The organism is Halomonas garicola, from assembly GCF_055382465.1.
In genome coordinates, this window is record NZ_AP043931.1 from 894,500 (window position 1) to 915,391 (window position 20,892).

Below are 20,892 nucleotides of genomic sequence, written 5' to 3' on the forward strand. Positions count from 1 at the left end.
TTTTCCACAGGAGAGTCCATGTTCAGGCGTGTGCTGAAGCCGCTGTTTGATTATTTTGAAACGCGCATCTATCCGTATCCCGAAGGCAGCGTGAGCACACCGCCCCGAGGGCTTTTGCCTTTCCTCTGGCACTTTTCGCGGCCTCTGTTACCCATGCTGTTGTGGATGTCGCTGGCAACCGCTTTGGTGTCGGCTTCCGAGGTGGTGTTTTTCCACTACATGGGCGAGCTGGTGGACTGGCTTTCAAGCGTCGAGCGCGACGGCTTCTGGCAGGCCCACGGCCTGAAGCTTATCGGGCTGGGGCTTTTGGTGCTGATCGGGCTGCCGCTGCTGGTACTTTTGCAGTCGCTGGTGACCAACCAGAGCATTTTCGGCAACTATCCGATGATCGGCCGCTGGATTTCCCACCGCCACATGCTCAGCCAGAGCCTCGCGTTTTATCAGGACGAGTTTGCCGGCCGCGTCTCCCAGAAGGTGATGCAGACCGCGCTTGCCATGCGCGAGACCGTCACCAAGGTGATGGATCTGCTGGTCTACGCCATCGTCTACTTTACCGGCGCGGCGTTTTTGCTGATGCAGGCGGATATCTGGCTGGCGGTGCCGCTGCTTGTGTGGCTGGTCGGCTATTTGGCCATCATGCGCTTTTTCGTCCCTCGCCTGCGCCGGGTGTCCATGGCCCAGGCCAACGCCCGGGCACAGATGACCGGCCGGGTGGTCGACAGCTACAGCAACATCCAGACCATCAAGCTCTTTGCCGACACCCGCCACGAGCAGAACTACGCCCGGGAAGCCATGCGCGGCTTCATGTCCACGGTGCACGGCCAGATGCGCCTGGTGACGCTGTTGAGCGTGTGTTTGACGCTGCTCAACACGCTGTTGCTGGTGGGCATGGCGGCGACGGTACTGGTGGCCTGGTATACCCAGGTCATCTCGCTTGGGGTGCTGGCCATTGCCATTGCTCTGGTGATGCGCGTGCGCTTCATGTCCGACTGGATTCTGGACGAAGTCGCCCGGCTGTTTGAAAACATCGGCACCGTCCAGGACGGCATGAACACCATTGCCAACACGCCCAAGGTGCAGGATGCGCCCGATGCCGGCGAGCTTGCCGTACCCCGGGGTGAAATCCGCTTTGAGGACCTGCACTTTGGCTACGTCGAGGCGGACGGCGACTACAAGGCGGTGTTCGACGGGCTGGATCTGACCATCGCCTCGGGAGAGAAGGTCGGACTTATTGGCCGCTCCGGCGCGGGCAAGTCGACCCTTGCCAACCTATTGCTGCGCTTTTTTGATCTTCAGGGCGGGGCGATTCGCATCGACGGGCAGAACATCGCCGAGGTTACCCAGTCCTCGCTGCGCCACCAGATCGGCATGGTTACCCAGGATACGTCGCTTCTGCACCGTTCGCTGCGCGACAACATCCGCTACGGCAGCCCCGAGGCCAGCGACGAGGCCATCTGGGCCGCGGTGCGCCAGGCACACGCTGACGAGTTCATTGATGATCTGGTAGACCCCCAGGGGCGGCGCGGGCTGGATGCCCACGTGGGCGAGCGCGGGGTAAAGCTTTCCGGCGGCCAGCGTCAGCGCATCGCCATTGCTCGGGTGCTGCTCAAAAACGCCCCCCTGCTGGTGCTGGACGAAGCCACCTCGGCGCTGGACTCCGAGGTCGAGGCGGCGATCCAGGAGCAGCTCGAGCACCTGATGCAGGGCAAGACGGTGATCGCCATCGCCCATCGGCTTTCTACCATCGCCATGCTCGACCGGCTGCTGGTGGTGGATGAGGGGCGCATTGTCGAGGCCGGCTCTCACAGTGAGCTGCTGGCCAGAGGCGGTATCTACGCCCGCCTGTGGAAGCACCAGTCGGGCGGATTCATCGGCCTTGATGAGAACGAGGAAGACGACGCCTAGGCGTTGTCTTCGGGCAGCTCGGCGCTGTGGTAGATGTTCTGCACGTCGTCGAGGTCGTGGAGCATCGCCAGCAGCTTTTCCAGCGCCGCCACGTCGTCGCCCTCCACCGGCGTGGTGGTCTGGGGGAGGAATTGGATATCGTCGGCCTCGAAGTCCAGCTCGCCGAAGGCGTCAACCAGTGCGGTGCGCGCCTTGGCGTATTCGGTGTGCGGGGCGAAAACGGTAATCTGCCCGTCTTCGCACTCGATGTCGGTAACGTCGACGTCGGCTGCCATCAGCGCTTCCAGCACGGCTTCTTCGTCCTCGCCGGCGAAGGCGAAAATCGCGCAGTGGTCGAACAGGTGGCTGACGCTGCCCGGGGTGCCGATCTTGCTCTTGGCCTTGGTAAAGCAGCCGCGAACGTCGCCGATGGTGCGGTTGGCGTTGTCGGTCAGGCACTCGATGATGAGCATCACGTTGCCCGGGCCGAAGCCTTCGTAGCGCGCCGGGGAGAAATCCTCGCCGCCGGCGCCGGCGGCCTTGTCCAGCGCCTTGTCGATGACGTGGGCGGGCACCTGATCCTTCTTGGCGCGGTCGAGCAGGCCGCGCAGCGCCAGGTTGCTGTGAGGGTCGGGGCCGCCGGACTTGGCGCAGACGTAAATCTCGCGCCCGTACTTGCTGTAGACCTTGGTCTTGGCATCGGCCGTTTTGGCCATGGATTCCTTGCGGTTCTGAAAAGCCCTACCCATGTTGCAGTCCTTGGTTGGTTCAACGCGGCGGCCGGGATCGGCACGGCATGGAGAACCCTTGATTTTACGCCACAACCGTCGGCGAGGCCATGCCGGGCCCCGCCGGTGCCTTGTTGGCCGTCGGCCAATGCGCTATGGTCAGCCCAGCATGACACGGGGTGCCCCGCCAACGGCGGGGCTGAGAGAACACCCGCCGAACCTGATCCAGTTCATACCGGCGAAGGGATGTCAGCGCAGTGCTCAGCCGAGCACCCGGCGTGCGCCCTTCGTTGCTACCGTTACGCTAAGGGCCACATCATGAGTGCTGCTACCGCTTCCCACGCTGTTTCTTCCTCTACTGCGCTGCCGCTCGACCAGCAGGTCGTGCTGGTCACTGGTGCCGGCCGCGGCCTGGGCGCAAGCCTGGCGCGGGCGTTTCTGAGCGCCGGCGCCCGGGTGGTGATCAACTATCGCCACAGCGCCGCCGGCGCCGAAGCCGTGGCTGCTGGCGCGCCCGATCGGGCGCTGGCGGTCCAGGCCGACGTCTGCGACGCCGCGGCCGTTAACGCCATGTTTGACGCCGCCGCCAGGCATTTCGGCGCGTCGGTGACCACGGTGATCAACAACGCGCTGCCGGACTTTTCGTTCAACGGCGACGACCGCCCGGACGCCGATTCGCTCACCTGGGAGCATCTGGAGCAGCAGTTCAGAGGGGTAAACCAGGGCGCGCTCAACGTCATTCAGGCGGCCCTTGCCGGCATGCGCGAGCAGGGCTTTGGCCGCGTGGTCAACGTCGGCACCAACCTCTTCCAGAACCCCATTGTGCCGTATCACGACTACACCGCGGGCAAGGCCGCGCTGCTGTCGCTGACGCGCACCTTCGCCCACGATCTGGGGCCGGACAACATCACCGTCAACATGATTTCCGGCGGGCTTCTGCGCACCACGGATGCTTCGGCCGCGACGCCGGACGAAGTCTTTGACCTGATTGCCGCCAACACGCCGCTGCGCCGGGTGGTCACCCCGGATGAGTTCGCCGACGCCGCGCTGCTGTTTGCCTCGCCCTGGAGCCGGGCGGTCACCGGGCAGAATCTGGTGGTCGACGGCGGACTGGTGAAAAACTGATGTCCATGCACCTGAATCTTTTCATCATGGGCTGCGGCCACCACCGGGCCGCCTGGCGCCACGCGGATTCCGCCGCCGAGAAAATGGGTGATATTCGCCACTTCGAGGCGCTGGCGCGCACCGCCGAGCGGGGCAAGTTCGACGCCGTCTTCTTCGCCGATGGCCATGCCGCGGGCAACGTCGCCGGCGGGCCGCTGTGGTTTCTGGAGCCTTTGACCGCGCTTTCCGCCATGGCCCGGGCCACCGAGCACATCGGCCTGATCTCCACCGTGTCGAGCACCTTCTATACGCCTTTTCACGCCGCCAGGCTGCTCGCGTCGCTGGATCATATTTCCGACGGGCGCATGGGCTGGAACCTGGTCACCTCGATGTTCGACACCGAGGCGCGCAACCATAGCTACAAGGCCATGCCGCCCCATGCGGAGCGCTACGCCCGGGCCGAGGAGTTTGCCGATACGATGCTGGCGCTGTGGGACAGCTGGGGCGACGACGCCCTGACGCTTGACCGCGCCGGCAACTTCGCCGACCCGAACAGGGTGTGCCCGATCAACCACCGCGGCGAGCATTTTTTGGTGGACGGCCCGCTCACCGTGCCGCGCTCGCCCCAGGGCCGACCGGTGCTGTTTCAGGCCGGCGCCTCCGATCAGGGCCGCGACCTGGCCGCGCGCTACGCCGAGGCGATCTACGCCGTGGCCTACGACCTGGCATCGGCGCAGGATTACTACCGCGATATTCAGGCGCGGGTAGCCGCCGCCGGGCGGCCGCCGGTGCCGATCATGCCGGGGCTTGTCACCTACGTGGGTTCCACCATGGACGAGGCCCGGGCCCGCCAGCGCGAGCTCGATAAGCTGCTGCCCACCGCGGATTCGCTCCATCAGCTGGGCACCTTCATCGGCCAGGACTGCAGCGACTGGGAGCTGGACGCGCCGATGCCCGAGCTTCCGCTGCTTGAAGACTTCACCGGGCCCAAGGGGCGATACGCGACGATTCTGCGCATTATCGAGTGCGAACAGCCCACGCTTCGCCAGCTGCTTGGCCGCCTTGCCGCCGGTGGCGGGCACTGCACCATGATCGGCACGCCGGAGAGCATCGCCGACGAAATGCAGCGCTGGGTGGAAAACGGCGGCGCCGACGGCTTCAATCTGATGCCGCCGTCGCTACCCTCGAGCATCGACGACTTCGTCGACCAGGTGGTGCCGGTGCTGCAAAAGCGCGGGCTCTTCCGCCGGGAATATACGGAGACAACCCTGCGCGGGCATTTGGGGCTTGAACGCCCGGGGGCGTGAGGCGTTGCATTCTTGTGTCTGTGCCGTCGCGAACGCTGTTTGCATCTGTGTCATTGCGAGCGTAGCGAAGCAATCTCGGGGTTCTTGCCAGCGGCACCGTAAGGAGACCGCCGCGCTGTCGCTCGCGGTGACACGTAGCGAAAGCGCGGCATGAATCATGGCTACGACTGCCGCCCAAAGCGGCGCACCAGCGTCGCCAGGCGGGCGAAGTTGTAGTGCTCGCGGGCGGGCATCGCGCGCATCAGCACGAGAGAGACGGCCACCGGGACGAGCGCGGCGAGCAGAAAGCTTTCCAGAAGCGTCTCGGTGCCGGTGCCCGGGGAAGGGAAGACGGCAAGCCCCGCGACCAGCCCGCAGGCGGTGCTGATCACGGCCTGAAGGCCGCTGTAGCGGCGGCTGAACAGGCCGAAAAATACCGGAAACGCCGCCGCCGAACACAAAAGGTCGGCGAGCAGAAACAGGTAGAGCACGCTGAAACCCTGGGCGGCGACCCAGGTGATCGGCACCGCGGCGGCGACGATCAGCCAGCGGGCCAGACGCATCAGCGTGACTTCGCTTGCCTTCGGCAAAAGCCGGTGCATGTCCACGGCGATAATGCTTGAGGTGGCGTTGATGGTGGAGTCGGCGCTGCTCATCACCAGCGCCAGCCCCAGCGGAATCAGCGCCAGCGCAAACCACAGCGGCACGCTGTCCAGCAGCACGCTGAACAGCGCCACCGAACCGTCGCCTTCCAGACCCAGCCCCACAAAGGCCAGCCCGAAAAGCCCCATCATGACGATGATTGGCAGATTCAAAAGCCCGCTGATCCAGAAGCTTCTGCGCAGCACCCGGACGTTTTTCGCCGCGTAGATGCGCTGCCAGGTGCCCTGATAGAAAAGCCCGGTAAGTACCACGGCGATAAAGAACGTCAGCCCCGCGCGAACGCCGCCGGCGTCGGTCATGTCTAGCAGCTGTGGCGCGTGTTGGGTAAGCCCGTCAAGGGTCGGAGCTGCGCCGCCGGCGGCCTGCCAGCCGAAGAACAGCAGGCAGGCGAGCAGCGGTAGAATCACCACCATCTGCACCTTGTCGGTGAAGATCGATGCGCGCAGGCCGCCGTAAAAGGTGTAGAGCACCGTGGCCAGCATCACCACGCCGGCGGTGAGCCACAGCGGGATGGGGGCCAGCAGTGTGACCATCCGGGCCACGGCGGTGAGGCTCGCGGCCAGGGAAATGAACAGATAAAACAGCATGATCGAGAGCGTAAAGGCGTACATGACGCGACCGTAGCGGTGGATCACAAATTCGGTCAGGCCGTGGCCTTCGGGGATCAGCTCGCGCATGCGCCGGCCGAGCGGAATCATGATCAGCCGGGGCACGCAGGAGCCCAGGGCATAGCCCAGCAGCGCGCTGATGCCGCCCCAGGTGGCGGCCTGGGCGGGGCCGAAAAGTACCCAGGTGCCAAGCGTGGTGGCCAGCAGGGTGCTCACCGTGGCGCGGGTGCTTTGGGTATTGCGCGCGGCGATGTAGGTATCCAGGTCGTCGCGCTGGCGTCGGGCATAAAGCAGGCCGGGAACGGCAAAGGCAGCGGCGCAGAACGAAAGCCAAAGGGCCGTCCAGACGGGATCAAGCAGCATGGTGAAACGTCCTCTATCCTTGTGGCGGCCGGGTCTTGGGCGGGCGTCTGGCAGACGACAGGGAAGAGGCGAGGTGGCGTGTGCTTTCCTTCCCTTCGCCGGTATGACCCGGATCAGGTTCGAAGGGTTACCGGCGCGGAAAGCGGCGGATTCTCAGCCCGTTAGGGCTCCCCCAGGAGAAGCTAGAGCCTAGGCAGGCGCGGCGACGTTGTCAAACTGCCTTTTGGGCTATCAGCAGAAGGTGGCTGCAAGTTTTTAGCTATCGGCTATCGAAAGGATAGCGCACTTTTTGGCGGAAAAAGGGTAGTCTGTGGGTATGGCAGCGGCAACCGGCTGCCTGGCGACAATGACCCACAAGGAGGCGCTAACGTGTCCGACGACAATCGCAAGCCGACCACTACCGATGCCGGCATTCCCGTGGCCAGCGACGAACATTCGCTGACCGTGGGGCCGAACGGTCCCATCGTGCTTCACGATCACTACCTGATCGAGCAGATGGCCCAGTTCAACCGCGAGCGCATTCCCGAGCGCCAGCCCCACGCCAAGGGCAGCGGTGCCTTCGGCCGCTTTGAGGTGACGGAAGACGTCAGCCGTTACACCCGGGCGGCAGTGTTTCAGCCGGGCACCCAAACCGAGGTGCTGATGCGCTTTTCCACCGTGGCCGGCGAGCGCGGCAGCCCGGATACCTGGCGCGATCCCCGGGGTTTTTCCATCAAGTTCTACACCAGTGAAGGCAACTACGACATGGTGGGGAACAACACCCCGGTATTTTTCATGCGCGACCCGATGAAGTTTCAGCACTTCATCCGTTCGCAGAAGCGCCGGGCAGACAACAACCTGCGCGACCACGACATGCAGTGGGATTTCTGGTCGCTGTCGCCGGAGTCGGCCCATCAGGTGACCTGGCTGATGGGCGACCGCGGCATTCCCAAAACCTGGCGCCACATGAACGGCTACTCAAGCCACACCTATATGTGGGTAAACGCCGAGGGTGAGAAGTTTTGGGTCAAGTACCACTTCAAGACCGATCAGGGCATCGAGTGCCTGACCCAGGAAGAGGCCGATCGCCTGGCCGGGGAAGACAGCGACTATCACATGCGCGATCTCTATACCGCGATTGACCGGGGCGATTATCCCAGCTGGACGCTGTACATGCAGGTCATGCCGTTCAAGGACGCCGAGACCTACCGCTTCAACCCGTTCGATCTGACCAAGATCTGGCCCCATGAGGACTACCCGCTGATCAAGGTGGGCAAGCTTAAGCTGGATACCAATCCCGTGGATAACCACGCCCAGATCGAGCAGGCGGCGTTCGAGCCCAATAACCTGGTGCCGGGCATCGGGCTATCTCCGGACAGAATGCTGCTGGCCCGGGGCTTTTCCTACGCCGACGCGCACCGTGCCCGGCTCGGCACCAACTATAAGCAGATTCCGGTCAACGCGCCCAAGGTGCCGGTAAATAGCTACACTAAGGACGGCGCCATGCAGATGCGCACGGTGTCCGATCCGGTGTACGCGCCCAACTCCAAGGGCGGCCCCCAGGCCGACGGCGAGCGCTACCCCGACGACACCACCTGGGAGACCGACGGCGACATGGTGCGCACGGCCTACACGCTGCGCCGGGACGATGACGACTTTGGCCAGGCCAATGCCCTGGTCAACCAGGTGATGGACGAGGCCGCTCGGGAACGCTTGGTGAACAACGTCACGGGGCATTTGCTGGACGGCGTCACCGAGCCGGTGCTCGAGCGCGCCTTCGACTACTGGCGCAACGTCGACGCCGACATCGGCGAGCGCATCGCCCGGAACGTGCGCGAGAAGCAGGGGTAAGCCTCCGAGCGCTACACAAGCGCTAACGCATACTGAGCGGCCCGCCGGCGACTGCCGGCGGGTTTTTTTGTGGCTGGCGCGGCAATTGCGGACGGGGTTTGGTCAGCGCCGGGTAGCGGCGCATAATAATGGCGACAGGCGCCGAATCATCATTCAGGGAGAGCAGCGTGGGACATTATCAAGCCGGAAGCCGGCACTGGCTTCAGGCACTGGAAGCGCTGTCGCCGGCGTATTTTGGCCTGATCATGGCAACGGGGATTGTATCGCTGGCGGCCCACTTCATGGGACGGCCGGTGATCGCCGGCGCGCTCTTTGTCCTTAACCTGGCGGCCTACCCGCTGCTGTGGGGGCTTTATGCCTTGCGCCTGTGGCGCTTTCCCTGCCGGGTGGTCAGCGACCTGACCAGTCACCAGAGCGCCTCGGGCTTTTTCACCCTGGTGGCGGCGTCCTGCGTGCTGGGCAGCCAGTGCCTGCTGCTGACCGGCTGGTACGCGCTGGCGCTTGCGCTTTGGGGAGTGGCGCTGGTGCTGTGGCTGGCGCTGACTTATACCATCTTCACCGCCTTTACTATCAAGGAGCACAAGCCGGCGTTTGAGGAAAGCATCAGCGGCGGCTGGCTGTTGGCCGTGGTGGCCACCCAGTCGATTGCTCTGCTGGGGGCTTTGCTGGCTGCCAACATGCCTTCGCCGTATCGGCTAGAGGTCAATTTCCTCGCGCTGTCCATGTGGCTGTGGGGCGGGATGCTCTATATCTGGATGATGTCGCTGATCTTTTACCGCTACAGCTTCTTCCATTTCTCGCCGGGGGATCTAGCGCCCCCGTACTGGATCAACATGGGCGCCATGGCGATTTCCACCCTGGCCGGTTCCCAGCTGATCCTCAACGCCCCGGACGCGCCGTTTCTGCTCTCGCTGCGCCCGTTTCTCAAGGGCTTTACCGTGTTTTACTGGGCCACCGGTACCTGGTGGATCCCCATGCTGCTGATCCTTGCGGTGTGGCGCTATGTGTACAAGCGTTTTCCGCTGCGTTACAACCCGCTTTACTGGGGCGCGGTGTTTCCGCTGGGCATGTACGCCGCGAGCACCCACAACATGCAGCGTGCCCTTGCCATGCCGTTTCTGGATACGCTGGCGACCGTGTTTTTATACGTGGCGCTCACCGCCTGGGCGGTGACGTTTTTCGGCCTGTGTCGGCGGCTGACGCGCACGCTGCTACCGGTTGGGCAGCCATAACCGAAAGTTTTTCAAGGAGACAGGATGCCGATTTCACTGTGGCTGTCGCTGGCCGCGATCTGCGCTGCCGGGGCGATGTCGCCGGGGCCGAGCCTGGCGCTGGTGCTGCGCCATACCCTGGGCGGTGGCCGAGCGCCGGGAGTCGTGGCAGGTCTGTTTCACGCCCTGGGCGTGGGATTTTATGCGCTGCTCACGGTGCTGGGGCTGGGGGCGCTGATGGCGCGCTTTCCGCTGCTGTTCGAGGGCGTTACCGTGGCGGGTGCCGGGTATCTTGCCTGGCTTGGGGTCAAGGCGCTGCGCGCGGGCAGGGCAGCGGCGTTTGATCCGCAAACGGCGGCCACCACCCGGCGCCAGGCGGCCCGGGAAGGCGTGCTGGTGGCCCTGGCCAATCCCAAGCTGATCCTGTTTTTTATCGCGCTGCTGAGCCAGTTCGTGCATCCGGAAATGAGCGCCGCCGCCCGGGCGATTATCGTCGCCACGGCCATGATCATCGACGGGGCCTGGTACGTACTGGTGGCGGTGGCGCTGTCGCAGTCTCGGGTGCTCGAGTGGCTGCGGCTGCGCTCGCACTGGATCAACCGCGCCACCGGCGTGATACTGATCGGGCTTGCGCTGCGCGTGGTCTGGGGGCTTTGGGCCTGAGCGCGGCGTCAGGCCGCTTCGCCCCGGGCGACCATGAGCCGGGTCATCAGCTCGTGCCAGCGGTGGCGCACCATCATGGTGGTAAGCCCCGAGAACAGAGCCCAGCCCTTGCGCCGCCAGCCTTTCAGCCGCAGGTTGTGCCCCACCAGCTGCTTCATCAGTCGGTAGTCGTCGAACTGGCGCCACTCGCTGGTAATCGACAGCTGATGGCGCGACATCACCGGGGCCAGCTCCAGGCGGAAAATCCACTCAAGCTCGTGCAGGCTGAGCCCGTGATGCTCGATGGTGTTGACCATGATTGCGTAGTCGCGCTCGCCGGGCTCGCGGTCCAGCCACAGCGGCGCCAGGGCAAGCCATAGATCGCCGCGTTCGTCGACCAGTTGCTGTGCGTTCATGCGCACCTCTTCAGTGCCTTGTCGCCAAGGCGTGGCAAAGTGAAAGGCCCCAAGGCGTTCGCTCAAGGCAGCCTGTTGCAGGATGCAGCGTATTGTCGTGCCGGCCCCGGGGCAGTCGCAAGGGCCGCCGGAGTAGCGCCGGCGCCGCATGGCATGCTTCAATCGTGCCTATTGTCATGATACCCGCTAGCGGGATATCCCTCATCATGGTTTTTTCACCAGGGCTTAACAGCGAGGTTTTACGTGATTATCACACCCAAGGTACGCGGCTTCATCTGCACCACGACGCATCCCAAAGGCTGCGAGCAGAACGTGCGCGAGCAAATCGAAGCGACCCGGGCGCGCGGTCTGGATAAAAGCCAGGGGCCGAAAAAGGTGCTGGTGGTCGGCGCATCCAGCGGCTACGGCCTGGCGGCGCGGGTGACCGCGGCCTTTGGCTACGGCGCCGATACCCTGGGCGTATTCTTTGAAAAGCCCGGTACCGAGAAGCGCCCCGGCACCGCCGGCTGGTACAACTCGGCGGCGTTTGACAAGTTCGCCAAGGAAGAAGGGCTCTACAGCAAGGCGATCAACGGCGACGCTTTCTCCCACGAGGCCCGGGAAAAGGCCATCGAGCTGATCAAGCAGGATCTGGGCGAGGTGGATCTGGTGGTCTACTCGCTGGCGTCACCGGTGCGCAAGCTGCCCGACAGCGGCGAGGTCAAGCGCTCGGCGCTCAAGCCCATCGGCGACGTCTACCGCGCCACGGCGATCGACACCAACAAGGATGCGATCATCGAAACCGAAGTCGAGCCCGCTACCCAGCAGGAAATCGACGACACCATCGAAGTCATGGGCGGCGAAGACTGGGAGCTGTGGATCCAGGCGCTGGACGAGGCCGGGGTGCTGGCCAAGGGCGCCAAAAGCGTGGCCTTCAGCTACATCGGCACCGAGATCACCTGGCCGATCTACTGGCACGGGGCGCTGGGCCGCGCGAAGGAAGACCTGGATCGCGCCGCCGGCGAGATCGACAAGCGCCTGAGGCAAAGCGGCGGCGGTGCCAACGTCGCGGTGCTGAAGTCGGTGGTTACCCAGGCAAGCGCGGCGATTCCGGTGATGCCGCTCTATATCGCCATGGTTTATCGCATCATGAAGGAAGAAGAGCTCCACGAAGGCACCATCGACCAGCTCAACCGCCTGTTCGCCGAGCGCCTTTACGCCGAGGGCCCCGTGGAGACCGACGACCAGGGCCGCCTGCGCATGGACGACCGGGAGCTGCGCGACGATATTCAGCAGTCGTGCAAGGCGCTGTGGCCGGAGGTTAATACCGACAACCTGTTCGAGATCACCGACTACGCCGGCTACAAGCACGAGTTCCTCAAGCTGTTCGGCTTCGAGCGCGACGACGTCGACTACGACGCCGACGTCAGTCCGGTGGCGGAGTTCGACGTGGTGAGTCTATAGTAGAAGTAGCGCCTCGGACTTTTCCCGGTACGGCGTGATTCCTGTGCGGCCGGCTCCGCGCCGGCCCTCTGAAGGAGGCGTCATGGATACTCGAGAAAGCAAGACCCGCGAAGAGCAGGAAGAGCTGGTCAAAGGGCAGCGCGAACCCGAGCACGGCGTCGATTCGCATCCCGAAGAGCAGCCGGAAGCCAAGCGCTCGTCTCGCGGCATGCACCGGCTGATACCCATAGCGGTCGCGGTGGCCGTGGTGTTGATCCTCGCGTTCTGGCTGTTTGGCGGCACTCGCTAGCCCGCCGTTCACCTTCCTCTTGCCCCGGGCCCGGCCCGGGGCGTTCCTTCCGGCCGCTTCGTGCGCCTGCGATCAGTCGCCGAATGGCGTAAGATGAAGCTTTGCCGAGCTTAAATGATGCGCCATGCCTGACCGTCACGCCGTTGCCCTGCCGGCCAATGCCCGCTGCCGGGTTGCGTTTTTGCTGCTGCCCGGATTTTCGCTGCTGGCCCACGCCTGCGCGCTTGAGCCGCTGCACATGGCCAACCAGCTCAGCGGGCGCATGCTGTATCTGACGCGTACGGTAGGGCTTGAGGCAGCTGCGGTACGCAGCGCGGGCCAGCTGGAGCTCACCATCCCCGAAGGGCTGGAGGCGCCGCCGGACGCTATCGACCTGCTGCTGGTGTGCGCGCCGACGCCGCTTTCCTACCCGCTGCCGGCGCGGCTGAACGACTGGCTGCGGCGCCTGGACGGCCGCCGGGTGCTGCTGGGCGGCATTGCCGGTGGCACCGAAGTGCTGGCGCGCTGCGGGCTGCTGGAAGGCTATCGCGCCACGCTCCCCTGGCCGCGCTTTGACGCCTTTGCCCAGGCGTACCCCGAGGTGGCGCTGTCGCGCCAGCTGTACGAGCTTGACCGCCGCCGGCTGACCTGCGGCGCGGGCACCGCCGCGCTTGACATGATGCTGATGCTGATCGCCCTGACGCACGGCGCTGGCCTTGCCGGCGAGGTCGCCGAACATCTGGCCTGCGAGCGCATCCGCCCGGCCGGCGAGCACCAGCACGTACCGCTGCAAAACGGCTTCAGCCACGCGCCGGAGAGCCTGCGCGACGCCGTGGCGCTAATGGAAGCCAACGTCGAGGAGCCGCTTACCGCCCTGGAGCTTTCCGAGCACCTGGGGATTTCCCGCCGCCAGCTGGAGCGACTGTTCAAAAAGCACCTGCAGACGGTGCCCAGCCGCTACTACCTGGATCTGCGTCTGCAGCAGGCGCGCCGGCTGCTGCGCCAAAGCGAGCGCCCGGTGGGCGATATTGCCCTGGTCACGGGGTTTTCGTCCGGGGCGCACTTCTCTACCGCCTACCGCCAGCGTTTTGGCCTGGCTCCGCGGGAGGAGCGGCTGCTCTAACGTGTACGGACGTCAGGGCGCTTTTCACAACTTGGCGTCACATTCGTGAAAGCATGGCGCCAGCCTCGCCCCGTATACTGACTTTATTCAACCCGGACAAAAAACGGAGAGATCCATGAGCACTACCCCGACCCGGCAGGACTTCGACCAGTACATGGTGCCCAACTACGCGCCCCAGCCGGTGATTCCCGTGCGCGGTGAAGGCAGCCGCCTGTGGGACCAGGAGGGCCGCGAGTACATTGACTTTGCCGGGGGCATCGCGGTCAACGCGCTGGGCCACTGCCACCCGGCGCTGGTGAATGCGCTCGAGTCCCAGGGGGAAACGCTCTGGCATCTGTCCAACGTCTTTACCAACGAGCCGGCACTCAAGCTGGCTAAAAGCCTGGTCGAGCGTACCTTCGCCGACAAGGTGTTTCTGTGCTCCTCGGGCGGCGAGGCCAACGAGGCCGCGCTCAAGCTCGCGCGCCGCTACGCGGTGGACCACCACGGCGAGCACAAGGACAAGATCATCTCGTTTTACCAGTCGTTTCACGGCCGCACCTTCTTTACCGTCAGCGTCGGCGGCCAGCCCAAGTACTCCCAGGGTTTCGGCCCGGTGCCGGGGGGGATTCTTCACGCCGACTACAACGACCTGGACAGCGTGCGCCGGCTGATGGGCGACGACACCTGCGCCATCGTGGTCGAGCCCATGCAGGGCGAAGGCGGGCTGATCCCGGCCGATCCCGACTTCCTCCAGGGGCTGCGTGACCTCTGCGACGAGCACGGCGCGCTGTTGGTGTTTGACGAAGTGCAGACCGGAGTGGGCCGTACCGGCAAGCTATACGCCTACCAGCACTACGGCGTGACGCCGGACATCCTCACCAGCGCCAAGGCGCTGGGCGGCGGCTTTCCCGTGGGCGCCATGCTCGCTACCGACGAGGTCGCAAAGTCGCTGGTGCTGGGCACCCACGGCTCGACCTACGGCGGCAACCCCTTGGCCTCGGCGGTAGCGCTGGCAGCACTTGAGTTTATCGACACCCCCGAGGTGCTCGAGGGCGTGCAGAAGCGCCACGCGCTCTTGCGCGAGCACCTGGAGCGGATCAACCAAAAACACGGCGTGTTCGGCGACATTCGCGGACTGGGCCTGCTGATGGGCGCGCAGATGTCCGACGCCTGGGCCGGGCGGGCCAAGGAAATCCTGCCGCTGGCCATTGAAGAGGGCGCCATGGCGCTGATCGCCGGGCCCAACGTGCTGCGCCTGGCGCCGTCGCTGGTGATACCCGAGGCCGACATCGACGAAGGCATGGCACGGCTCGAGCGCGCCGTCGAGCGTCTGGTAGCCCAGGGCTGAAGGCGACCCCCCGCGATACCGCAAAAGGAGTCGGCGATGCTGATGATTCGACCCGTAGAGCCAGCGGATCTGCCCGCGCTGGAAGCGCTGGCGCAAAAGGCCGTGCCGCCGTTGACCAACCTGCCGGCGAACCGCGAGCGCCTGGAGCAGCGCATTGCCCGTTCGCTGGCCGCGTTCGGCGAGGAGGTGGACCACCCCGGCGACGAGCACTACACCTTCGTGCTGGTGAATACCGCGCCCGAGGATGAGAAGGCGCGGGAAGTGCTGGGTACCGCCACCGTACGGGCCCGGGCCGGCGCCCGGGAGGCCTACTATACCTACCGCCAGGAAACCCTGATTCACGCCTCCCAGCAGCTTAACGTGCGCCGGGAAGTGCAGACGCTGGCGCTCTCTCACGAGGTGTCTGACGCCACCTTGCTGTGCGCCATGTCGATCCTCCCGCAGTATAAGGGCACCAGCGCGGAAAGCCTGCTGCGCCGGGCACGGCTGATGTTCATTGCCCAGTATCCCGAGCGCTTTGCCGACGTGCTGGCGGTGGCTTTTCCCGGGCATCTGGACGCCGATGAGGCGTCGCCGTTCTGGGAAAGCGTCGGGCGGCATTTCTTTGACCGCAGCTATCAGGAAATCAACCATATTGCCGGAGTGCGCTCGAAAAGCTTTATCGCCGAGGTCATGCCGCAGTTTCCGCTGTATCTGCCGCTTTTGACGCCGGCGGCCCGGGCGGCCATCGGCCGCGAGCACCCGGCCCACGAGCCCGCGCTTGGGGAAATGCTCGCCGAGGGCTTTGCGCGCTCGCGCCACGTGGATATTTTCGACGCCGGCCCGGTGGTCAAGGCCGACCGCAGCGGGCTTGCCACCGTGCGCCGGGCGGCCTGGCACCCGGTGCGCATTCGCCCCGAGCACGCGCTGCCCGACGCCGAGCCGGCGCTGGTCGCCAACCAGCGGCGAACCGGCTTTCGCTGCGTGGTGGCGCGCTACGCGCTCTCGCCCACCGGCCAGCTAATGCTCACCGCCGGCCAGGCCGAGCAGCTGGGCGTGGAAAAGGGCCGTGCGGTGCTCGCCGCGCCGCTGGCTCTGCCCGCCGCCGAAGACCGGCTCGATGAAGGAGAAATGTGATGCGCATTCGACCCATTGCCCGCAACGATCTGGACGGGCTGCAGGCGCTTGCGCAGCAGGCCGGCGTCGGCTTTACCTCGCTGCCGGACAACCGCGAGTTTCTCGCCGGCAAGATCGAGTCGGCGGTGAGCGCCTTTGAAGAGCGCACGGCCCGGGACAGCCGGCTTTACTTTTTCGTTCTCGAAGACGAAACCAACGGCGAGCTGGCCGGCTGCTGCGCCGTCGTCGGCCAGGTCGGCCACGAAGTGCCGTTTTACCACTACCGGCTGGGCACGCTGGCGCATTCGTCGGTGCAGCTGGATCTGCACCGCACCCTGGACACGCTGTTTTTAAGCTCGGACCACACCGGCAACGCCGAGGTCTGCTCGCTGTTCGTGCGCCCGGAATACCGCGGCGAGGCCAACCGCCATCTGCGCAACGGCGCGCTGCTGTCGAAAGCGCGCTGGCTGTTCATCGCCGAGTTTCGCGACCGCTTCCCCGACAAGGTGCTGGCGGAGATGCGCGGGCTCTTCGACGATGACAATAAAAGCCCGTTCTGGGAAAGCCTGGGCCGGCACTTCTTTCCCATGGACTTTGACGAGGCCGACCGCCTCACCGGCCTTGGCCAGAAAAGCTTCATCGGCGAGCTGATGCCGCGCTTTCCCATTTATACCACCTTCATGCCCGAAGCGGCGCGCGCCTGCATCGGCCAGGTCCACCGGGATACCCGCCCGGCGCTCGCCATGCTCAAGAAGGAAGGGCTGCGCTGGGAAGGCTACATCGATATCTTCGACGGCGGCCCCACGGTGGAAGCCTACATCGACGACGTGCGCGCGGTGCAGCAGTCGCGGCGCTGCCGGGTCGAGGTGGATGCCAACGCCGCTGAGGAAAGCGTCAGCCGCTGGCTGGCCGGCACCACCTCCATGCAGGACTTTACCGCCGCCTGGGTCGGCCGCGCGCCGAAGGACGATCGCATCGTTCTGACCCCCGCCGAAGCCCGGCGGCTGAACGTCAGCGCAGGGGGCACCCTGCGCCTGCTGGAAACCTGACGCTTACACCTCGGATGCCTGTATAGGCCAACCACGGTCAAGGGAGACGGATATGCACGCCACGCAGCAGCAGCTGATCAACGGGGAATGGGTAGGCGGCCGCGCGCCGGCGATTGTCAAGCACGACGGCGTGTCCGGCGCGCTGCTGTGGCAGGGCGCCGCCGCCGACGAGGCCCAGGTGGCGGCGGCGGTAAGCGCCGCCCGGGACGCTTTTATCGGCTGGGCGAAAACGCCCTTTGCCGAGCGCCGGGCGCTGGTGGAGCGCTTTGCCGAGGTGCTCAAAGAGCGCCGGGAGCCGCTGGCCGTGGCTATCGCCGGGGAAACCGGCAAGCCGCTGTGGGAGGCGCGCACCGAAGTCGGCGCGATGATCGGCAAGGTCGGGCTTTCGCTACAGGCCTACGCCGAGCGCACCGGCGAGCGCGAAAAATCCGTGGGCGAGGCCCGGGCGGTGCTGCGCCATCGACCCCACGGCGTCATGGCCGTCTTCGGCCCCTACAACTTTCCCGGCCACCTGCCCAACGGCCACATCGTGCCGGCGCTGCTGGCGGGCAACGCCGTGGTGTTCAAGCCCAGCGAACAGACGCCGCTCACCGCCGATCTGACCCTGCAGTGCTGGGAAAAGGCCGGCCTGCCCGCCGGGGTGATCAACCTCGTCCAGGGCGGCGTGCCGGTGGGCCAGGCGCTGGCGAGCGATTCGTCCATCGACGGCCTGCTGTTTACCGGCAGCGCCCGGGTAGGCGGCATGCTGCACCGCCAGTTTGCCGGCCAGCCGGGCAAAATTCTGGCGCTGGAGCTTGGCGGCAACAATCCGCTGGTGGTGAAAAACGTCCCCGACCAGCGCGCCGCGGTGCTGACGATTCTGCAGTCGGCGTTCGCTTCCGGCGGCCAGCGCTGCACCTGCGCCCGGCGCCTGCTGGTGCCCGAGGGCGAGGTGGGCGACCGGCTGATCGAGGCGCTGGTGGACGCCGCCGGCAAGCTGCGGGTAGCCGAGCCGTTCAACGAGCAGCATCCGCCGTTTTACGCGGGACTGGTCAGCGCTGCCGCCGCCGACGGCCTGCTCGAGGCCCAGCAGGCGCTGGAAGCCCAGGGCGCCACGGTGCTCAAGCGTATGCATAGCCTGGCCGACGGCACCAGCCTGGTAAGCCCCGGCCTTCTCGACGTCACCGGGCTGGACGTGCCCGACGAAGAGCACTTTGGCCCGCTGCTGACCGTGCACCGCTACGCCGACTGGGACGAGGCCATTCGCCTGGCCAACGATACCCGCTACGGGCTTTCCGCCGGGCTCATCGGCGGCGAGCAGGCCGACTGGGAAGACTTCCTGCTGCGCATCCGCGCGGGCATCGTCAACTGGAACCGTCAGACCACCGGCGCCTCGGGCGATGCGCCCTTCGGCGGCGTGGGCGACAGCGGCAACCATCGCCCCAGCGCCTACTACGCCGCGGACTACTGCGCCTACCCCGTGGCCTCCATGGAAACCGACACCCTGGCGCTGCCCGAGCAGCTGCCGCCCGGGGTGGCGCTATGACCAGCGCGGTGGAGGTCAACTTCGACGGCCTGGTGGGCCCGACCCACAACTATGCCGGGCTGGCGGCGGGCAACGTCGCCTCCAGGCGCCACGCCGGGCTGGTATCCAATCCCCGGGAGGCGGCGCTTCAGGGACTGGAGAAGATGCACGCGCTGAGCCGCGCCGGCTACCCTCAGGGCGTACTGCCGCCCCAGCAGCGCCCGGACCTCGACTTTCTACGCCGGCTGGGCTTTGCCGGCAGCGACGCCGAGGTGCTGGCCGCGGCGGAAAAGCAGGCGCCGGCCATGCTGCGGGCGGCGTGCTCGGCCTCCAGCATGTGGACGGCCAACGCCGCCACGGTCACCCCGGGCGCCGACGCCCCGGACGGCCGGGTGCAGTTTACCCCGGCCAACCTGCAGTCCGGCCTGCATCGCTGCCTGGAGCCGGCGACCACCGGGCGCATTCTGCAGGCGATATTTGCCGATCCGGCGCATTTCGCCCATCATCCGCCGCTGCCGGCCACGCCGGCGTTTGCCGACGAGGGCGCGGCCAACCATACCCGCCTCGGCGCTGCCTACGGCGAGCCCGGCGTGCATCTGTTCGTTTACGGACGCGATGCCTTCGGTTTTGAGCCCGCGCCCGCGCGCTTTACTGCGCGACAAACCCGAGAGGCGAGCGAAGCGGTGGCCCGCCAGCACGGCCTGAGTGCGGCGCAGACGGTATTCGCCCGTCAGCATCCGGACGCCGTCGACGCCGGGGTGTTTCACAACGACGTGATCGCGGTGGGCAACGGCCCGGTGCTGCTGTACCACGAGAGAGCCTTTGCCGACGAGGCGGGCACGCTCGAGGCGCTTCGCGAGAAAATGTCCGAGCCGTTGATTCCCGTGCGGGTGCCGACTGAGGCGGTGAGCCTCGACGACGCCGTGGCGACCTACCTGTTCAACTCCCAGCTGCTGTCCAACGCCGACGGCAGCATGACCCTGGTGGTGCCCGGCGAATGCGAGCACCACGAAGCCGTATGGCGCACGCTGCAGGACCTGGTGCTCGCCGGCCACAATCCGATCGGCGAGATGCGGGTCAAGGACGTCAAGCAGAGCATGCAGAACGGCGGCGGCCCGGCCTGCCTGCGCCTGCGAGTGGTGCTGGATGACGCCCAGCGCGCGGCGCTTTCCGGCCGGGTGCTGATGGATGACGCCCTCCATACGGCGCTTGCCGACTGGGTCAGGCGCCACTACCGCGATCGCCTGGCCCCGGCGGATTTGGCCGACCCGCAGCTGATGGAGGAGTCGCTTGCCGCGCTTGACGAGCTGACCGGGATACTGCAGCTGGGGGCGATTTACCCGTTTCAGCGTAAAGCTCAAGGAGAAACCAACGCGTGAGCCAACTGGTGTACTGGCTGGATATGGCCGGGGTGATTGTCTTTGCGCTGTCCGGCGTGGTGCTGGCGTGTCGCAAGCGCATGGACCCGGTGGGCATGCTGGTGCTGGCGGCGGTGACCGGCATCGGCGGCGGCACCCTGCGCGACCTGGTGATGGGCGTGCGCCCGGTGTTCTGGGTGAGCGACCCGACCTACCTGTGGGTGATTGTGATAACGGTGGGCCTGGCGCTGCTGGGATTTCACTATATCCATCGCCTGTCGCGCGGGTTTATGCCGGTGGCCGACGCCTTCGGCCTGGCGATTTTTACCGCGCTTGGCAGCCACAAGGCGTTGGAGCTGGGCTACGCCGGCGAAGTCGCCACGCTGATGGGCATGATGACCGGGGTGGCCGGCGGCATGATCCGCGACGTGCTCGCCCAGCGCATGCCTATGGTGCTGCGCGAGGAAATCTACGCCACCGCGGCCTTTGCCGGCGGCGTGGCGTACGTCGCGCTTTATAGCCTGGGTGCGCCAACGGCGCTGACCATCGGCGCTTCGGTGGCGGCCACGCTCGGCCTGCGGCTGCCGGCGATTCACTGGGGGCTGGCGCTGCCGGTATTTGCCTGGGTCAGCATACCGCCCAAACCGGTGGAGGACGGCGAAGCCGCGGTGCAAAAGGCCCGGAAACGGGTACGGATGATCCGCCGCCAGCGCAAGCGTCGTTGAACGGGCGCCGGGGCGATGGCTCAGGCGTGCTTGGTTGCCAGACGCTCCACGGCGCGCCGGGCAAGAGGGTCAAGTTCGGCGGCAGTCGTATCGAGATCGGCGACGATACGGCGCTTCATGGGACGTGCCCAGAATTTTTCCATATGGTTGTGAATCTGCTCGACGGCGGCCTCTTCGCTGGTGGCGCCGTGGCGCAGATTATCGGCGATTTGATTCGCCATGTAAGTCAGGCTGCTACGCTGTTCGTTTGCCATCCAGAAAC

At 65.8% G+C, this 20,892-nt stretch carries 19 protein-coding genes and 2 riboswitches; of the genes, 15 read left to right on the forward strand and 4 right to left on the reverse strand.

Annotation, left to right across the window (positions count from 1 at the left end):
* The first annotated feature begins 18 nt into the window (after positions 1–18).
* A complete protein-coding gene (locus ACZ46Y_RS04595; protein WP_311955368.1) occupies positions 19–1,905 on the forward strand; it encodes an ABC transporter ATP-binding protein in 1,887 nt (628 codons plus the stop codon).
* Here ACZ46Y_RS04595 and ACZ46Y_RS04600 read toward each other — a convergent pair.
* The gene (locus ACZ46Y_RS04600; protein ID WP_311955370.1) at positions 1,902–2,633 is read right to left on the reverse strand and encodes a YebC/PmpR family DNA-binding transcriptional regulator; all 732 of its coding nucleotides are present in this window, start codon (positions 2,631–2,633) and stop codon (positions 1,902–1,904) included. The two genes, ACZ46Y_RS04595 and ACZ46Y_RS04600, sit on opposite strands and share 4 nt — an antisense overlap.
* 144 nt (positions 2,634–2,777) lie before the next feature.
* Positions 2,778–2,876, forward strand: a riboswitch (TPP riboswitch).
* A gap of 54 nt (positions 2,877–2,930) precedes the next feature.
* Here ACZ46Y_RS04600 and ACZ46Y_RS04605 point away from each other — a divergent pair.
* Both ACZ46Y_RS04605 and ACZ46Y_RS04610 read left to right on the forward strand, forming a co-directional pair.
* The gene (locus ACZ46Y_RS04605) at positions 2,931–3,737 is read left to right on the forward strand and encodes a 3-oxoacyl-ACP reductase (RefSeq protein ID WP_311955372.1); all 807 of its coding nucleotides are present in this window, start codon (positions 2,931–2,933) and stop codon (positions 3,735–3,737) included.
* A gap of 5 nt (positions 3,738–3,742) precedes the next feature.
* Positions 3,743–5,023 carry an LLM class flavin-dependent oxidoreductase gene (locus ACZ46Y_RS04610; protein ID WP_311955373.1) on the forward strand — a complete coding sequence of 427 codons (1,281 nt, stop codon included), beginning with the start codon at positions 3,743–3,745 and terminating at the stop codon, positions 5,021–5,023.
* 161 nt (positions 5,024–5,184) lie between these two features.
* Here ACZ46Y_RS04610 and ACZ46Y_RS04615 read toward each other — a convergent pair whose 3' ends face one another.
* Positions 5,185–6,636, reverse strand: a complete 1,452-nt coding sequence (locus tag ACZ46Y_RS04615; protein ID WP_311955375.1) for a sodium:solute symporter family protein — start codon at positions 6,634–6,636, stop codon at positions 5,185–5,187.
* 73 nt (positions 6,637–6,709) lie between these two features.
* Positions 6,710–6,820: riboswitch (TPP riboswitch) on the reverse strand.
* 185 nt (positions 6,821–7,005) lie between these two features.
* Here ACZ46Y_RS04615 and ACZ46Y_RS04620 point away from each other — a divergent pair.
* From ACZ46Y_RS04620 to ACZ46Y_RS04630, 3 genes are all read left to right on the forward strand, one after another.
* A complete protein-coding gene (locus tag ACZ46Y_RS04620; protein ID WP_311955376.1) occupies positions 7,006–8,466 on the forward strand; it encodes a catalase in 1,461 nt (486 codons plus the stop codon).
* A 167-nt stretch (positions 8,467–8,633) separates the two neighbouring features.
* Positions 8,634–9,698, forward strand: coding sequence for a tellurite resistance/C4-dicarboxylate transporter family protein (locus ACZ46Y_RS04625; protein ID WP_311955378.1), 1,065 nt, complete (start codon positions 8,634–8,636; stop codon positions 9,696–9,698).
* A gap of 24 nt (positions 9,699–9,722) precedes the next feature.
* On the forward strand, positions 9,723–10,340 hold the full coding sequence (locus tag ACZ46Y_RS04630; protein WP_311955380.1) for a LysE family translocator: 618 nt from the start codon (positions 9,723–9,725) through the stop codon (positions 10,338–10,340).
* A gap of 8 nt (positions 10,341–10,348) precedes the next feature.
* Here ACZ46Y_RS04630 and ACZ46Y_RS04635 read toward each other — a convergent pair whose 3' ends face one another.
* The gene (locus ACZ46Y_RS04635; RefSeq protein WP_311955383.1) at positions 10,349–10,735 is read right to left on the reverse strand and encodes a DUF7079 family protein; all 387 of its coding nucleotides are present in this window, start codon (positions 10,733–10,735) and stop codon (positions 10,349–10,351) included.
* A 243-nt stretch (positions 10,736–10,978) separates the two neighbouring features.
* On the opposite strand from ACZ46Y_RS04635, the gene fabV reads away from it, so the two are divergent.
* The 9 genes from fabV to ACZ46Y_RS04680 all read left to right on the forward strand — a co-directional run bounded on the left by fabV (position 10,979) and on the right by ACZ46Y_RS04680 (position 20,630).
* On the forward strand, positions 10,979–12,178 hold the full coding sequence (gene fabV / locus ACZ46Y_RS04640) for an enoyl-ACP reductase FabV (protein WP_311955385.1): 1,200 nt from the start codon (positions 10,979–10,981) through the stop codon (positions 12,176–12,178).
* Positions 12,179–12,260: 82 nt separating this feature from the next.
* The gene (locus ACZ46Y_RS04645; protein WP_311955387.1) at positions 12,261–12,467 is read left to right on the forward strand and encodes a hypothetical protein; all 207 of its coding nucleotides are present in this window, start codon (positions 12,261–12,263) and stop codon (positions 12,465–12,467) included.
* 124 nt (positions 12,468–12,591) lie between these two features.
* Complete coding sequence (locus ACZ46Y_RS04650) at positions 12,592–13,569, forward strand: GlxA family transcriptional regulator (protein ID WP_311955388.1); 978 nt, start codon at positions 12,592–12,594, stop codon at positions 13,567–13,569.
* Between the two features lie 115 nt (positions 13,570–13,684).
* Positions 13,685–14,899: an aspartate aminotransferase family protein gene (locus tag ACZ46Y_RS04655; protein ID WP_311955389.1), complete on the forward strand. Its 1,215-nt coding sequence runs from the start codon at positions 13,685–13,687 to the stop codon at positions 14,897–14,899.
* Between the two features lie 36 nt (positions 14,900–14,935).
* A complete protein-coding gene (locus ACZ46Y_RS04660; protein WP_311955391.1) occupies positions 14,936–16,015 on the forward strand; it encodes an arginine N-succinyltransferase in 1,080 nt (359 codons plus the stop codon).
* On the forward strand, positions 16,015–17,043 hold the full coding sequence (gene astA / locus ACZ46Y_RS04665; protein WP_311955392.1) for an arginine N-succinyltransferase: 1,029 nt from the start codon (positions 16,015–16,017) through the stop codon (positions 17,041–17,043). Before ACZ46Y_RS04660 ends, astA begins: the two co-directional genes overlap by 1 nt.
* A gap of 52 nt (positions 17,044–17,095) precedes the next feature.
* Positions 17,096–18,568: a succinylglutamate-semialdehyde dehydrogenase gene (gene astD, locus ACZ46Y_RS04670; RefSeq protein ID WP_311955395.1), complete on the forward strand. Its 1,473-nt coding sequence runs from the start codon at positions 17,096–17,098 to the stop codon at positions 18,566–18,568.
* Positions 18,565–19,926: an N-succinylarginine dihydrolase gene (gene astB, locus ACZ46Y_RS04675; protein WP_311955396.1), complete on the forward strand. Its 1,362-nt coding sequence runs from the start codon at positions 18,565–18,567 to the stop codon at positions 19,924–19,926. Before astD ends, astB begins: the two co-directional genes overlap by 4 nt.
* Complete coding sequence (locus ACZ46Y_RS04680) at positions 19,923–20,630, forward strand: trimeric intracellular cation channel family protein (RefSeq protein WP_311955398.1); 708 nt, start codon at positions 19,923–19,925, stop codon at positions 20,628–20,630. The genes astB and ACZ46Y_RS04680 overlap by 4 nt, the downstream gene beginning before the upstream one ends.
* Positions 20,631–20,650: 20 nt before the next feature.
* On the opposite strand, the gene ACZ46Y_RS04685 is transcribed toward ACZ46Y_RS04680, so the two are convergent.
* Positions 20,651–20,884, reverse strand: coding sequence for a formate dehydrogenase subunit delta (locus ACZ46Y_RS04685; protein ID WP_311955400.1), 234 nt, complete (start codon positions 20,882–20,884; stop codon positions 20,651–20,653).
* Between the last annotated feature and the right edge of the window lie 8 nt (positions 20,885–20,892).